Raw genomic sequence first — 15,187 nt, forward strand, 5'->3', positions numbered from 1 at the left:
CATCATGCGGCGAAAGTAAACCAGGAGGCTCGGTCGCCGCGTGGTCGACGAGAGTCGAGCATCGCACACCTTTCGTCAGATCAATCCTGGCTTGCCTCGCCGAGATCGTGTTCTTTTCGGAGAAGCAGCGGGTTGTGTCACGACCGGACCCCGCAGAGGAGTCGCCAGCTCTCGCGATACCGGCATAGGCGAGGCTGACTCGTGCCCGAATCGATCGGTCGTCACGGCGTTACACTGCGACGATGCCTTCTCGCGACGGAACCGAGCCGCTGACCATCGCGCAGATCGCCGAGCGCGCGGGGGTCTCCGCCACCACGGTCTCCAAGGTGGTCAACGGGCGCACCGACGTCTCCTCCGAGACCCGCGAGCGGGTGGAGGGCTTCATACGCCGGCACGGCTACCGGCGGCGGAAGAAGGCCACCCGCCCGGCGGCGCTGCTGGAGCTGGTCTTCCACGAGCTGCGCGGGCCGTACGGGATCGAGATCTTCAACGGCGTCCAACGGGTGGCGCGCGAGGGCCGGCTCGCCGTGGTCCTCAGCGAACTGCAAGGGGGTCAGACCCCCGGCAGTGGCTGGGTCGAGGAGATTCTCGCCCGCCGCCCGACCGGCGTCATCTCCGTCTTCTCCGGCCCCACCGACGACCAGAGCCACCAACTGCGCAGCCGCGGCATCCCGTTCGTCCTCCTCGACCCGTCCGGCGAGCCCGGCCACGAGGCCCCGTCGGTCGGCGCGAACAACTGGAGCGGCGGCCTGACCGCCACCCGCCACCTCCTCGGCCTCGGCCACCGCCGCATCGCCGTCATCACCGGCCCACCCCACGCCCTCGCCAGCCGCGCCCGGCTGGACGGCTACCGAGCCGCCATGGACATGGCCGACGTCCCCCTCGACCCCGCACTCATCCGCACCGGCGACTTCCAGATCGCCGACGGCCTGACCCACACCCGCGAACTCCTCACCCTCCCCCACCCGCCCACCGCCGTCTTCGCCTGCAACGACGGCGAAGCCCTCGGCGTCTACCAAGCCGCCGCCGAAGCCGGGCTACGCATCCCCGACGACCTCAGCGTCATCGGCTTCGACGACCTCCCCCCGGCGCCCTGGACCATCCCGCCCCTGACCACCATCCGCCAACCACTCAGCCAGATGGCAACCGCCGCCGCAACCATGGTCATGTCCATAGCCCGCGGCAAGGAACCGCCACACAACCGCGTCGAACTCGCCACCGAACTCATCATCCGCCGCAGCACCGCCCCACCCCGCGGCTGAGCGGCGGCCGGTAGCCCGCCGGCGCCCGAGTGGCCGTAGTCGTTCGTCGCGGCGCCGCGAGGCCGAGCCCGAACGCGCCTCCGCCCCGGGGCGTCCGCGTCCTCATCGAGAACCGGGGGTCAGTGGGCGATCCAGGCACTGCGCGGCGAGAAGCTGCCCAGGTCGCGGATCTGGCCGCCGCCGGGCACACCAAACGGGTCGCCGACGCAGTCGTCGTTCGCGAAGAGGGCGGCGTCCGTGGTGTGCGTGTTGATCGCCGAGACCACGCGCCCGGTCCAGCCGTGGTCGGCGAAGTTGACGCACTCCCCCGCCTCATCCGGGGTGTTGAGCGTGAGCAGTTCGCCGGTGAAGTCGGTTCCCTCGAAGAGACAGAGCGACCTGACCCCCGTGCACTCGGCCGGGGCGGGCGCCGACGCGGCGACGGGTCCGGCGGCGACGGCCACCAGGGCCGACGCGAGCGAGACGGCTCCGGCAACGAGAAGACCCACGGAACGCCTGTGCGTGCGTAAGGACATTGCTCCTCCAACGAGTACGGGTTCTCTGGGAGTTGACCCGACGGACAGCCACATGTCCAGGGCTCTTGCCCGCCATGAGAAAGAACGCCGGCGATCAGGAAAGGCCCGGGTCGAGCGACTCGTAGTACTCGGTGAACAGCTTGCCCACCAGCTCGCCCCGGCTGGACACGCCGAGCTTCTCGAAGATCGCCTTGATGTGGTCACGTACCGTGTGCGGCGACAGATGGAGTTCGCCGGCGATCCGGCGGGTGGACAGGCCGCGCGCCACGCACTGCGTGACCTCCAGCTCCCGTTCGGACAGTTCGTAGGCCTGCACGATGAGCGGCGTGACGTCGGAGATCGGGGCGCGTTCGATCACTACCGCGGCAACGCCCAGCATCCCGCTGGCTTCGCGCAGGCAGGTGGCGTGGCACACCAGCCAGCGCCCCGTCCGGCTGCGCATCCTGATGCGCGCGGTGCCGTGCTCGCGTTCCTCCGCGATCGCCCTGGCCCGCATCGCGGTGCCGTGCACCCACAGCGGGATGCGGATGCCGAGCGCGGTGACCGCGGTGGGGCCCTCGGGCATCTCCTCCAGATAACGCCGCGCGTCGTCGTTGGCCGAGATGAGGGCGCCACCGGGGTCGAAGAGCAGGAGCCCGGTGCCGATCAGGCCGTCGGCGGTCTGATGGGAGGGCTGTTTGGCGTACGACCTCAGCCTGCGGGCGATCGGCGTGGCCAGGCCCTCGATGAACCTGCGCTCGGCGGTGCTGAAAGGGGCCCTGCCCTTGGTGCGGAAGAGGCTGACGAAGCCGTGCGGCCGCCCGTCCACCCGCAGGACCGCCCGTAACTCGTCGTGCACCCCGCGCGGCGCCAGGAAGCCGTTGTAGAGAGAGCTGTGGCTCGGCTCACCACCGGTGCTCTCCCACAGGCCCGCCACCGGCACCGGCGCCCGCGCGAGGTCGCGGAACAGGTTGATCCGCTCCGTGAACAGCTCGTACTCCCAGTAGAGTGCGCAACTGCCTTCCTCGATGTTCTCCGTGAGGATCGGCGACGTCATCATCCCGGTCTCCGGGTCCGTGGCACGCCAGACGGCCGCGTCATACGGGACTGCCCTGCGCAGGTGTGTCGCGAGTGTGGCGAACATCGTCTGCGGCGTCTCGGCGCGGGTGGCCCGTGAGATGAGTTCTTCGCGGCCGATGACAGTGAGCATGTTCCGGCACTCCGTTCCGGGTCACCTGCGGATGTCGCAACCTCTTCTGCTCAGAACCACACTCCACCGTACGACAATCCGAACCGATCCCGTCCTTCGGCCGTCATCAGACCCGCCGTCACCACACCTCGTCCGGCAGCCACTGCGCGTGCCGCCACACTCCGGTCAGGACGGGCCGTTCGTCGGGCAGGACCACCGCCGGCACCTCCGGCCCGACATAGAGCGGGTCGAGCCGGATGTCCTCGATGCCCAGCGGCCGCAGCAGCGCCATGAGGGCCGGCCTGGACAGCCGGATCCACCGCTGGGTGCCGCCGAGCGCCGCGTGGAGCCGTTCCTCGCTGGTGAAGGCGAGGCCGACCCGGTCCTGCCCGGCGCCCGGCCGGGCCGTCCGGACGGAGAACGCGCCGAGGGCGTTCCCGCGTGCCGGGACGAACAGGAGCCCGTCCACTACGTCTCGAGGCAGAACTCGTCGAGCGGGTAGCCGACGTGACGGTCCTCGGTCGGCAGGTACCCGAGCACCTTGTCGCCCGGCTTGAGCTCGGTGCTGTTGAGCACCGCGCCGCCCGGGCCGAGCACCCGCACGTGCCAGTCGTCCTGCAGGATCAGGTTGACCTCGCGGCCGTCCGGGGAGACGGCGTTCACCGAGATCAGCGGCCGGGTCTCGATCTTGACCCGGCCGACGGTGACGAGCCGGGTGCGGCCCTCGACGTCGGCGGCCACGACCTTGCTGCCGGCCTTCAGCTCGCTGAGGTAGTTGGTGCGGCCGTTCTGGGACAGCGTGTAGGAGTGGATGGCGCCGGCGTTCACCCGGAACGGGCGGGTCGGCATGTACGGCAGCGGATGCGTCTCGCTGACGCACAGGACCATGCCCTTGGAGTGCGACCCGACCAGGATGCCCTCGTCCTTGCGGAAGTAGGTGCAGGTGTCCACGCAGGCTCGCTCGCCCATGCCGACGTGCTCGGTGGTGACGACCTCGAGCGTAACCAGGTTCAGGTCCGGCGTCTCGGCCTCCACCACGGCCTTCAGGGCCGCCGCGTCGCCGACCTTCCGCGGCGCCATCATGACGCCGTCGGAGCCGAGTTCCAGCACCCCGAAGATGATCTCGGCCTCCTCGACGTCGGCCGCCACCGTGATCAGGCTGCCCTGGGATCCGGTGGAGGCCGCGATGACGATCTCCAGCGGAATCTTGGTGGGGTCGCGGAACAGCAGCAGGCTCCACCGCTCGGTGCGCGCCGACTGGCAGGCGTCCTCCAGCGTCGGCGCGTCGATGATCTCCACGAACCGCCCGAACTCCAGCTCCGGGTGGGCGAGCGACAGCTCGGCGGGGGTCACTCCGTGGGACGCGGGGTCAACGATGACCACGGTCGCCTCGCCGAAGTCCTCGGGCAGCGGGCGGCCTCGGGGGAACAGCACCTTGGTGACGGTCGGGGGCAGGCCCGCGAGGTCGGCAGCGTCGTCGGCGACGATGCCGTCGAGCCGGTGATGCAGCGCCTCCTGGACGATGGCGTTCTTGGCCTCGCCGAGGTTGCGGATGTCCAGCCAACTGAGCTTCATGGTGTAGGGCTCCTAGAGGTTCATCACTCACTGTGGATGAGGTCGGCCAGCTTCGCGGCCATGGCGCCGGGGTCGGGTGCCTCGAAGACGTTGCGCCCCATGGCCACGCCCGCGACGCCCGAGCTCAGCGCCTCGGTGACGTAGGCCATCACCTGGCCCTCGTCGTCGTTCCGCGGGCCGCCGACCGTGACGATCGGGACGGGTGCTGTGGCGGCGATCTCCTTCATCTCCGCGACCGAGCCGACATAAGGCGTCTTCACCAGGTCGGCCCCGAGGTCGGCGGCCAGCGTCACCGCGTGCGCGACCAGCGCCGGGTCGTGCGGATCGCTGATCTTCGGACCGCGCGGATACATCATCGCCAGCAGCGGGACGTTCCACCGGTCGCAGGCGTCGGCGACCGCGGCCAGGTCGGAGATCTGCCGCTGCTCGCCGGCCGCCCCCAGGTTGACGTGCACGCTCACCGCGTCCGCCCCCAGCCGCAGGCTCTCCTCGACGCCGGCCACGAGGTACTTGGCGTCCGGGTCGGGGGCGTGCACCGTGCTGGCGCTCAGGTGGACGATGAGCGCGGTCTGGCGGAACCACGCGGGATCGACGTGACGGAGGCTGCCCTTGTGCAGGACGATCGCGTCCACCCTGCTGGTGGCCAGCTGACCCACGAGCGCGTCGAGTCCTTCGGCGCCGGTGATCGGTCCCTGGGTCACCGAGTGGTCCAGCGGCACGATGAGAAGCCGCCCGGAGTCGTTCCGGTAGAGGCGCCGCAGCCGGAGTCGCCTGCCGAACGCGCCGTTGGAAATCATGGGTTTCCACTCCCTCCGTGCCGGTCTTGAAGCAATCCTGAAGAGGGCAGACATCTTCCGGAACTCATCTGGATATCACGCGCCGCCGAGCACGGATATCGGCGAGAAACATCCGCGAACAAGACTCGTGGACAACCGGCTGAGAAAGGTGTCCACACGTGACGACCATTACGATTGACGGGCATGACCTGAGCATCGGCCAGGTCGTGGCCACCGCGTCCCGCGGAGGTTCGGAGATCTCGGTCTCCGAGGACGCGTTGAAGGCGATGAACGGTTCGCGGAACCTGAAGCTGGAGATCCTGAAGACCGGAAAGCCCATTTACGGCGTGACCACGGGTTTCGGCGACAGCGTCAACCGGCAGATATCCCCGGAGAAAACCGCGCGTCTCCAGAGCGAACTGATCCGCTACCACCTGAACGGAACCGGCCCGATGGCCTCTGACGAGGCCGTGCGAGCCACCCTGCTGATCCGCGCCAACTGCCTCGTCCGAGGCAACTCCGGCGTCAGCTTCCCCGTCGTGGAACGGCTCCTCGACTTCCTCCGGCACGACGTGCTGCCGGCCATTCCCGAGCGCGGCTCGGTCGGCGCCAGCGGGGACCTCGTCCCGCTGTGCTATCTCGCGTACGCGCTGACGGGCGAGGGAAAGGTGCGGTACCGCGGCGAGACGCGCGAGGCCGCGGACGTGCTGTCCGAGCTGGGGCTCAGGCCCGTGATGCTGGAGGCCAAGGACGGGCTCGCCCTGATCAACGGCACGTCGTTCAGCGCCGCCCTCGCCGCCCTGAACACCGAGGCGGCGGCGGAGATCGCCGCGGTGGCCGACATCTGCACCGCCATGGCCAGTGAGGGCATGCTCGGCAACCGGGGCCACTACGCGCCGTTCATCCACGACGAGAAGCCGCACGACGGCCAGCGCGCCAGCGCCGGGCTCGTCCACGACCTGCTCGACGGGTCCGCTCTCGCCATGACCTACGACCAGGTCGTGGACCTCAACGACCCTCTCGACGGCCGCCACTATCAGAAGCTGACTCGCAGCATCCAGGACCGCTACTCGCTGCGTTGCGCCCCGCACGTCACGGGCGTGCTGCGGGACACGCTCGGCTGGCTCCGCGAGTGGATGACGGTGGAGATCAACTCCTCCAGCGACAACCCGCTCTTCGATCCGTCCACGGGCAGCGTGTACAGCGGCGGCAACTTCTACGGGGGGCATGTCGTCGCCGGGATGGACTCGTTGAAGACGGCCGTCGCCGGGATCGCCGACCTGCTCGACCGGCAGCTCGCGCTCCTCGTGGACGAGAAGTTCAACAACGGCCTCACCCCGAACCTCATCGCCCCGGTGAACGACGACGACATCGAGGCCGGGCTCCAGCACGGCTTCAAGGGCATGCAGATCGCGTGCTCGGCGCTCACCGCCGAGGCGCTCAAGACCGCGGGCCCGGTCAGCACGTTCTCCCGCTCGACCGAGGCGCACAACCAGGACAAGGTCAGCATGGCCCCGATCGCGGCGCGGGACGCCCGCACCATCATCGAGCTGACCCGTGAGGTCGCGGCCATCCACCTCATCGCCGCGTGCCAGGCCGTCGAGCTGCGCGGCGTCGACCAGATGAGCCCCCGCACCAGGGCCGTGCACGCCCGCGTGAGGAAGGAGGTCGCCTTCGCCGCCAAGGACCGGCAGATGGACGGCGACATCGCCGCGGTCGTCGCGATGATCTCCTCGGGCGCGCTCACCGAGGCCGCGGGGATCGGAGCCGCCCTGTGACCGTCTCCCTGAACACCGGGCTGGTCGGCGGCGGAACGGTCGGCGGCGGACCGGGCACCAGCGGACCGGGCAGCAGCGGACTCCCGGCCATCGGTGACTGGACGAGCTTCGAGACGCTGCGCGCGCTCCAGGAGGAGCGGATCGCGCCCATGGTCCGTCACGCCCGCAATTCGCCGTTCTACGAGAAGCGCCTGGAGCCCGGGCAGAGCCTCGCCACGGTCGGCCTCACCCAGAAGCGGGACCTGCGCGACAGCTACCCCTTCGGCATGCTCGGCGTGCCCAGGGAACGCCTGGCCACCTACCACGAGTCCAGCGGAAGCACCGGCAACCCCACCCCCGCCTACTTCACCGAAGCGGAGTGGACGGATCTGGCCGACCGGTTCATCCGCAAGAGCGTCCCGATCGGCCCCGAGGACACCCTGCTCGTGCGCATCCCGTACGGGCTGGTGCTCGCCGGGCACATGGCCCACTGGGCCGCCATGCGGAGCGGCGCGACCGTCGTCCCGGGTGACTGCCGCTCGCTCGCGGTCCCCTACTCGCGGGTGGTGCGCCTCCTGCGCGACCTCGACGTGACGCTGACCTGGTCCACGCCGAGCGAGAGCCTGATCTGGGTCGCGGCGGCCAGGGCCGCGGGCTACGACGGCTCCTTCCCCGCGCTGCGTGCGCTGTACGTGGCGGGCGAGCCGACGAGCAGCGCGCGCCGCCGCCGCATCGAGGAGATCCTGTCGGCGCCGGTCATCGAGGAGTACGGCTGTACCGAGGTCGGCCCGCTGGCCAGCGACTGCCCGCAGGGCCGGATGCACTTCTGGGCCGACCGGGTGCTGCCGGAGATCTACAACCCGGCCACCGGCGACATCGCCGCCGAGGGCACCGGGCAGCTGGTCATCACCCCGCTGTACCGAGAGGCGATGCCGCTGCTGCGCTACAACCTCGAGGACGTGGTGGACCTGCAGTACGAGGACTGCCCCTGCGGCTGGAAGCTGCCGACGGTGCAGGTACTCGGCAGGCTCGGCCAGGGCTACACGGTCGGCGGGAGGCGGCTGGGGCAGATCCAGGTGGAGGAGCACGTCTACCGGCTCCCGGCCGACCACGGCGTGCTGTTCTGGCGAGCCAGGGCCGAGCAGGACCGTCTCGTCGTCCAGATCGAGGTGCCCGGCGAGACCGGCGGGGAAGCCAGCGCGTCGCTCGCCGCGTCCATCGAGGCGGAGCTCGGGGTGCGCTGCGCGGTGAGCGCCGTCCCGGAAGGCACGCTCGTGCCGAGCCGGCTGCTGGCGCAGCGGCTGGACGCCATGAAGCCCCGCAAGCTCTTCGGGCCCGACGAGGACTGGGAGCACGCCATTCTCCGGGGCTGACGCGCCGCCGCAGGAGGAGGAGCCGCCCGTGGGGCCAGGGAGCCGTCGCCGCGGTCCGCGCCGACGCCCCCGACCCCACGGGCGCGGGCGACGCGTTCCCGTGCGCGGGTTCGTGTTCGCCGCCCCGGCCCACAGATCACAGGAGAGTTCGTCATGCATGCCTGTCCGGACAGCCCGGTGCTGGGCCGACTCAGCTGGCGAGGCCTGCCGGCGGCGCAGCAGCCCGAGTACCCCGACCCCGAGGCCCTGCGCGCGGTCGTCGCGGACCTCGCGTCGTATCCCCCGCTCGTCTTCGCCGGCGAGTGTGACCAGCTGCGCGCCCGGATGGCGGCCGTCGCCAGGGGAGAGGCGTTCCTGCTCCAGGGCGGCGACTGCGCCGAGTCGTTCGACGCGGTGTCGGCCGACCACGTCCGCACCAAGCTCAAGACGCTGCTCCAGATGGGAGCGGTGCTGACCTACGCCGCGTCGGTGCCGGTGGTGAAGGTGGGCCGGATCGCCGGCCAGTACGCCAAGCCGCGCTCGAAGCCGACCGAGACCCGCGCCGGGGTGACCCTGCCGGCGTACCGGGGCGACGCGGTCAACGGCTCCGCGTTCACGCCCGGGGCCCGCGTACCGGACCCTGAGCGGCTGAGGCGCATGTACCACGCTTCGGCCGCCACGCTGAACCTGGTGCGCGCCTTCACCACCGGCGGCTACGCCGATCTGCGCCAGGTGCACGCCTGGAACCAGGACTTCGTGAAGTCGTCGCCGTCCGGGCAGCGCTACGAGCGGCTGGCTCGTGAGATCGCGAGCGCGCTGGACTTCATGCGCGCATGCGGGGCCGACCTGGAGGAGTTCAGGACGGTGGAGTTCTACTCCTCGCACGAAGCGCTGCTGCTCGACTACGAGTCGGCGCTCACCCGGGTGGACTCGCGCACCGGGCGGCTCTACGACGTCTCCGGGCACATGGTGTGGATCGGCGAGCGCACCCGGCGGCTGGACGGCGCGCATGTCGAGTTCGTCTCGAAGATCCGCAACCCGATCGGCATCAAGCTGGGGCCCACGGCAACGGCCGAGGAGGCGCTGCGGTACGTCGAGCGCCTGGACCCGGACGGGGAGCCGGGCCGGCTGACCTTCGTCGTCCGCATGGGCGCGGACAGGATCCGCGACCGGCTGCCGGAGCTGGTGGAGAAGGTCAAGGCCTCGGGCGCGGTGGTGGCCTGGGTGACCGACCCCATGCACGGCAACACGTTCGAGGCGGCCTCGGGCCACAAGACCCGCCGCTTCGACGACGTGCTCGACGAGGTCACGGGCTTCTTCCAGGTCCACAGGGAGCTGGGCACCCACCCGGGCGGCATCCACGTGGAGCTGACCGGCGACGACGTGACCGAGTGCCTGGGCGGCGGCGACGAGATCTTCGTCCACGACCTGCACCAGCGCTACGAGACGGCCTGCGACCCGCGCCTGAACCACAGCCAGTCCCTCGACCTGGCCTTCCTCGTCGCCGAGCTGTACCGCCCCGTCAAGGAGCGGGAAGAGAGAGAGGAGAGAGACCAGTGACGGACCGTCCGTTCTACGTGCTGCTGGGGCCCGACCGCGCCGGGAAGTCGTCCGTGATGGCGGAGATGGCGTCAGCGCTGCCCGGCTGGCAGACGGTGTCCACCGACGACGACCTCGTGGCCGGGGAACACGGTCTGGTCACCCGGCTGCGCCGGATGGTCGTGAAGGACGTCCTGCCGGGCCTGGGCACCGCGTACTCCCCCGACTTCCTCGCGGAACTGCTGGGGGCCGCGGTCGTGTACCTGCGGGACCAGCTCGAACGGCAGGAGCCGGGGGTGCCGGTCCTGATGGACTCCTACTACTACAAGATCCTCGCCAAGTGCCGGCTCGCCGGGCTCGACGAGCATCCCCTGTACGCCTGGTGGCGGTCCTTTCCGCAACCGCGCGAGGTGATCTACCTGGACGTCTCGCCCGAGACCGCTTGGCGGCGTTCGGGACGGGGTGCACGGCTCAACCCCCTGGAGTACTTCGGCCCCCGGCCCGCGTGGCTCGGCTTCGAGAGCTATCAGACGAACCTCGGGAAGCTGATGCTGGAGGAGACGGGACGGCTGCCCGTCACGGTTGTCGAGGAGCGTCCCGGCACGGCCGCGACCGCCGCCGCCGTGCGGGAGGTGCTCGCGGCATGAGCGGGACCCAGGGCTGGGGCGCCCCCGGCCACGCCGGCCGCTACCGGGAGCGGGTGTTCGCCGAGCGGGCGCGCCTGCGCGCGGACCTCGCCGGCATGGCGGAGCGGCAACGGCGCGTGCTGGCCGACCTGCTGGACTTCAACGGCGGTACCGAGTTCGGGCGGCGTCACGGCTTCGCCGCGATCCGCACCCTGCGGGACTACCGGGCGGCGGTGCCCATCCAGGACTACGCCGCGCACGCCCCGCTGATCGAACGCATGGCGGCCGGGGAGTCGAACGTGCTCACCGCGGACGCGCCGGTCGTGTACTTCACCAGCAGCGGAAGCACCGGAGCGCACAAGAAGATCCCGGTCACGCGCCGCTTCATGAGGTCCGTCTTCCTCCCCTTCTACTACGCGGCCTGGGCGCCGCTGATCGAATGCTTCCCGGAGCTCACCGAGCGGCCGGACGCCGTGCTCAACCTCAAGCACGATCCGCTCACCGCTCCCCCGGTCACGGCCAGCGGGCGTCCCCACGCCGGGGCCAGCCAGGTGGACTTCGGCGCGGCGTTCGGCGAACCGCTCTCGGCCGAGCTGGGCACCGCCGCCGAGTGGGCCGTCCTGCCCGTGGACGTCGCGCCCGACGACCACCTGGAGAAGATGTACCTGCGGCTGCGGCTGGCGGTGGCGAGCGATGTGCGGGGCTTCATCGGCATCAATCCCGCCATGCTCGCGGCCGTTCCCTATCAGCTGGACGTGTGGTGGGAGCGCATCGTCAAGGAGGTGCGCGACGGGACCCTGGGGGGCGTGCCCTACGGCGCCGGTGACCCGGAGCGCGCCGCCCGGCTGGAGTCGCTGGCCGACTACTTCGGGCAGGTGTCCCCCGCCCACGTCTGGCCGCGTGTCCGCGCGCTGTTCGGCTGGACGACAGGCGTGGCATCCCTGTACCTGCCGGCGCTGCGCGAGCGGTTCGGGGCCGGCGTCGGCCTCCTGCCCGCGCCGGTGGCCGCGTCGGAGGGTCCCGTGGCGGTGCCGCTGGACCGGCACCCCGCCGCGGGCAGCCTCGTCCCCTCCGCCTCCGTGTACGAGTTCGTGGACGCCGAGGAGGATCTCGAACCGGGGACCGGGACTCTCCTGCCGGAGGACCTCGAACCGCACCGTGACTACCACGTGGTCTTCAGCCATGTCGGGGGCCTGTACCGGTACGCCGTCGGCGACGTCGTCCGCGTGGTGGACCGCGTCGGGGGCGTGCCGCGCGTGACGTACGCGGGGCGTTCCACCCGCTCGGACGCGGCCGGGGAACGACTGCGCGAGGCCCATGTGGTGCGGGCCCTTGCGGGGGCGCTGGCCGCCACCGGCCTCGCCCTGCGCAACGTGGCCTGCCGGGTCGAGGAGGAGAAGGCGGAAGCGGCGGGGCGGGCGCCCCGGTACGTCTTCGCGGTTGCCCCGGAGACCCCGTGGCTGGGGGCCGAGACCGAGCGGTTCGCCGCGCTGCTCGACGCGGCGCTGGCCGCCGAGTCCCCCGGATATGCCCGGGCCCGGCGGGAGCGACGGCTCGGCGCCGCCACGGCGCGGCTGCTTCACGCCGACGCCTTCCAGCGCGAGTGGCATGCGCGCGTGGCGGACGGCGTCCGCCCCACCCAGGTCAAGGACCGCCTGTTCCGGCAGGAGGAGAGCCAGTGGCGGCGGTTGATCGCCGCGTCCGACGCACTCGGCGCACCCGACGCACCCCACGCAAGACGAGGAGAAGGAGCATGACGCACGTTCTGGACCCCGCGGACCCCGTGGAGAAGACCGCCCTGCTCACCGCCGCCCTCCGCGCCGCCGAGAGCCGGCGGGACGACCGGCTCTACACGGACCCGTACGCGGCCGCCCTGACCGGAGACGCCGGCCCCCGGCTCCTGGCGGAGATCCGGGACGCGACCTTCCCTCCGGACCGGCTGCGGAATCTGCCCAGCACCCCGGACTACAACGCGATCAGGACCAGGTTCTTCGACGACCTCCTCCAAGAGGCCGTGCGGGACAGGGAGATGACCCAGCTCGTCGTGGCCCCGGCCGGCATGGACTCCCGTGCCTACCGGCTGCCCTGGCCGGACCGTCTGCGGTACTTCGAGGTCGACCGGCCGGCGGTGCTCGCGTTCAAGGCGGAGCGGCTGCGCGGCGTCGCGCCGCGGGTGGACCGCGTCACCGTCGCCGTCGATCTCACCGCGGACGACTGGGAGGACCGGCTCCTCGCCTCCGGATACGACCCGGGGTCGCCGTCCACCTGGCTCCTCGAAGGGCTGCTGTACTACCTCCCCGAACCGGACGTCCACCGCCTGCTGGAACGGGTCGCCGCGTGTTGTGCTCCGGGCAGCCGCATCGCCGCCGACCTCGTCAACGCCGCGGCCCTCACCCTCCCGGCCATGCGCCCCCTCCTGGACGTCTTCGCGCGCTGGGGCTGCCCCTGGCTGTTCGGCAGCGACGAGCCCGAGGCGCTCTTCGGGCGGCACGGCTTCGAGGTGGCCGCGGTCCAGCCCGGCGAGCCCGGGGCCGGCTTCGGCCGCTGGCCGGATCCGGTCCCCGACCGTGCCGTCCGGGACGTGCGGCGGGTGTTCTTCGTGCGGGGTCGACGCAGGTGACGCGCCCCGTCGTCGTGGTGGGCGGCAGCGCTGGACGCCACCGTGCGCGGCGAGGTGCGCGCATGACCCCACCGGACCGTCCGGCGGCGGGCCGTCGCAAGGTGCTGCTGGCACCCGTGACGATCACCCCGGCCAAGCCGCTGACGCCCAGTCACCTCAAGGGCCTGCTGTGGACGGACGTCATGTTCCGGGCCACCGCCGCCCTGGCGGACGTGACCTATCTCTACCGCCCCGCGACCTACCACCTCACCGAACAGACCCTCGGCTTCTGGGAGTTCCTGGACCGCACCCAGGGAGAGCTGCCCTACTCCTCGCTCTCCGAGGAGGAGGTCGGCGAGCTGTACGTCCTGTTCCGGAAGGACACACCCCCACCGGCCGAGGCGTTGCGGCCCTACGCACACGAGGTCGAGAGCAACGGCTGGGTGCACCCGGCGAGTGAACGCGTGCTGCGGCTGTGGACCGGGCACTACGCCCGGCTCGGCCTGCACGACCCCGGTCTGCTGGCCCGTCATCCACCCGGCATCGGCATCGGCCTGGAGGAGGCGATCGAGCGGCTCGTCGCCATGGACATGGGCCTCGACCAGCGGGCCAGCGGCGGCCCGGTGTACCTGGACGCCACGCGGTTCGGCCTGCCGCTGCGGCAGATCGTGACGGCCGACGGGCGCCCGAACTACCTCGCCCTGGCGCTCAGGGAACTGCTCCCGCTGGCGCCCGCGTACGACGAGGTCGTGCTCCTGCACGACACCGAGCTGAGCGCGGACTACCAGCTGCTGGAGCGAACGCTGACGCGCCTGGGCCCGCTGGTGCACCGCGTCCCGGTCGGCCGCGTGCCCATCGACGGGAAGATCACATCCGCGCGGCACGGCGGGTGGCACGCCCACACGGCGGGCGCCCTGCTCAGGACCCTCGGCTCCGACGGCGACGCGGACGCGCGCCACCTCGGGCTGCGGCTGTACTTCGTCGCCGTCCTCGGACCCGGACAGGCACAGTCGTTCCGCGCGGACCTGCTGCACAAGAGCCTGGACCGGGCCCGGCGGCTGCTGCACCGGGCGACGGAGCGCCGGCCGGGCGGCCAGGCGCTGCTGGACGAACTGCGCCGGCACCGGCGCGGCCACACCCACGTCGATCCCTACCGGCTCACCTCGTCCCTGCTGGGCCGTGCCCGCCGAACCATCGACCGCGACCTGCTCTCCACGGTGTACCTATGACCCTCGGCCCTGACCTGCTGCTCAGCGTCGCCGCCGAACGCCTCAGGGCGGCCCGCCCCGACCTCTCCGCCTGCGAGAACCTGACCACCCCGCGCTCCCTTCTCGCGGCGAAGCGGGAGATCCAGGCCGACGCCGCCGGCCGTGCCGACGAGGTGTCGGCCGTCGCCGTCGTCCGCGACGTCCGCCTCACCTCATGGGTGCGGGAGGCCTGCGCGTTCGCTCTCTCCCTGCGTCCGGAGCAGGCCGACGCCTGGCGTCGCTCCTTCACCCGCACCCGCTACCTGGCCGGCCGTCCCGGCAACCTGTGTGAGCGGTTCGCCTTCACGCACATCGCCGGCGACGGGTCCGCCGCCTGGGCCGGCCCGCTGCCGGACGACGCCACGACCGGACTGCGCAGGCTGCTCAGAACGTTCAGCGGACGGCGTCCCCTCACCGCCTGGCGTCCCACCACCGTCGGCATACCCCGCACGGGCGCCTCCCCCGCCGGGCGCCACGACCGCCGGCCCGTCCACCGCGACCTGTACCTCGCCACGGCGCACCTCACGGTGGCCGACGCGCTGGTCCAGCTCGGGCACCTCCTCGCCGAGGCGGTCATCGACGGCACGGTCGGCCCGGGAGACCGGCTGACGCTGCGCTCCGTGCCACGCCTGTACTCCCTGCCCACGCCCTACGCCGCCCTGCGCGTGGACACCGACCGCCACCGCCCCCACGAACTCCGGGCGTACGCCGGACTGACGCGGGAGAACTGACGTGCCGAAGATCCAACCGTTCACCGCCGCCACCGGCATC

14 protein-coding genes are annotated in these 15,187 nt (G+C 71.6%); 9 read left to right on the forward strand and 5 right to left on the reverse strand.

Features of this window, described 5'->3' with window-relative positions:
- The first annotated feature begins 242 nt into the window (after positions 1-242).
- The gene (locus tag ACTWQH_RS03520) at positions 243-1,262 is read left to right on the forward strand and encodes a LacI family DNA-binding transcriptional regulator (protein ID WP_443284794.1); all 1,020 of its coding nucleotides are present in this window, start codon (positions 243-245) and stop codon (positions 1,260-1,262) included.
- Positions 1,263-1,381: 119 nt separating this feature from the next.
- Here ACTWQH_RS03520 and ACTWQH_RS03525 read toward each other — a convergent pair whose 3' ends face one another.
- From ACTWQH_RS03525 to bagB, 5 genes are all read right to left on the reverse strand, one after another.
- Positions 1,382-1,750 carry a peptidase inhibitor family I36 protein gene (locus tag ACTWQH_RS03525; RefSeq protein WP_443284795.1) on the reverse strand — a complete coding sequence of 123 codons (369 nt, stop codon included), beginning with the start codon at positions 1,748-1,750 and terminating at the stop codon, positions 1,382-1,384.
- 121 nt (positions 1,751-1,871) lie between these two features.
- Positions 1,872-2,966 (reverse strand): LuxR family transcriptional regulator BagY/FevT, encoded by a 1,095-nt coding sequence (gene bagY / locus ACTWQH_RS03530; protein ID WP_443284796.1) that lies wholly within the window; start codon positions 2,964-2,966, stop codon positions 1,872-1,874.
- Positions 2,967-3,084: 118 nt separating this feature from the next.
- Positions 3,085-3,414 (reverse strand): SAV_915 family protein, encoded by a 330-nt coding sequence (locus ACTWQH_RS03535; RefSeq protein ID WP_443284797.1) that lies wholly within the window; start codon positions 3,412-3,414, stop codon positions 3,085-3,087.
- Positions 3,414-4,520, reverse strand: a complete 1,107-nt coding sequence (gene bagC, locus ACTWQH_RS03540) for a bagremycin/ferroverdin biosynthesis 3,4-AHBA synthase BagC/FevH (protein WP_443284798.1) — start codon at positions 4,518-4,520, stop codon at positions 3,414-3,416. The genes ACTWQH_RS03535 and bagC overlap by 1 nt, the downstream gene beginning before the upstream one ends.
- A gap of 23 nt (positions 4,521-4,543) precedes the next feature.
- Positions 4,544-5,317 carry a bagremycin/ferroverdin biosynthesis DhnA-type aldolase BagB/FevI gene (bagB, locus tag ACTWQH_RS03545; RefSeq protein WP_443284799.1) on the reverse strand — a complete coding sequence of 258 codons (774 nt, stop codon included), beginning with the start codon at positions 5,315-5,317 and terminating at the stop codon, positions 4,544-4,546.
- Positions 5,318-5,475: 158 nt separating this feature from the next.
- Here bagB and bagA point away from each other — a divergent pair, with 158 nt between their 5' ends.
- From bagA to ACTWQH_RS03585, 8 genes are all read left to right on the forward strand, one after another.
- A complete protein-coding gene (bagA, locus tag ACTWQH_RS03550; RefSeq protein ID WP_443284800.1) occupies positions 5,476-7,074 on the forward strand; it encodes a bagremycin/ferroverdin biosynthesis tyrosine ammonia-lyase BagA/FevW in 1,599 nt (532 codons plus the stop codon).
- On the forward strand, positions 7,071-8,426 hold the full coding sequence (gene bagE, locus ACTWQH_RS03555) for a bagremycin/ferroverdin synthetase BagE/FevW (protein WP_443284801.1): 1,356 nt from the start codon (positions 7,071-7,073) through the stop codon (positions 8,424-8,426). Before bagA ends, bagE begins: the two co-directional genes overlap by 4 nt.
- Before the next feature lie 153 nt (positions 8,427-8,579).
- The gene (locus ACTWQH_RS03560) at positions 8,580-9,965 is read left to right on the forward strand and encodes a class II 3-deoxy-7-phosphoheptulonate synthase (RefSeq protein ID WP_443284802.1); all 1,386 of its coding nucleotides are present in this window, start codon (positions 8,580-8,582) and stop codon (positions 9,963-9,965) included.
- Complete coding sequence (locus tag ACTWQH_RS03565; protein ID WP_443284803.1) at positions 9,962-10,591, forward strand: hypothetical protein; 630 nt, start codon at positions 9,962-9,964, stop codon at positions 10,589-10,591. The genes ACTWQH_RS03560 and ACTWQH_RS03565 overlap by 4 nt, the downstream gene beginning before the upstream one ends.
- A complete protein-coding gene (locus ACTWQH_RS03570) occupies positions 10,588-12,327 on the forward strand; it encodes a GH3 family domain-containing protein (protein ID WP_443284804.1) in 1,740 nt (579 codons plus the stop codon). Before ACTWQH_RS03565 ends, ACTWQH_RS03570 begins: the two co-directional genes overlap by 4 nt.
- Entirely contained in the window at positions 12,324-13,190 is an 867-nt protein-coding gene (locus ACTWQH_RS03575) for a class I SAM-dependent methyltransferase (protein ID WP_443284805.1), read from the forward strand. Before ACTWQH_RS03570 ends, ACTWQH_RS03575 begins: the two co-directional genes overlap by 4 nt.
- 62 nt (positions 13,191-13,252) lie before the next feature.
- Positions 13,253-14,398, forward strand: coding sequence for a hypothetical protein (locus tag ACTWQH_RS03580; protein ID WP_443284806.1), 1,146 nt, complete (start codon positions 13,253-13,255; stop codon positions 14,396-14,398).
- Positions 14,395-15,147: a DUF6182 family protein gene (locus tag ACTWQH_RS03585; RefSeq protein ID WP_443284807.1), complete on the forward strand. Its 753-nt coding sequence runs from the start codon at positions 14,395-14,397 to the stop codon at positions 15,145-15,147. The genes ACTWQH_RS03580 and ACTWQH_RS03585 overlap by 4 nt, the downstream gene beginning before the upstream one ends.
- The last annotated feature ends 40 nt before the right edge of the window (positions 15,148-15,187 follow it).

It is taken from the genome of Streptomyces sp. 6N223, assembly GCF_052246635.1.
GTDB lineage: Bacteria > Actinomycetota > Actinomycetes > Streptomycetales > Streptomycetaceae > Streptomyces.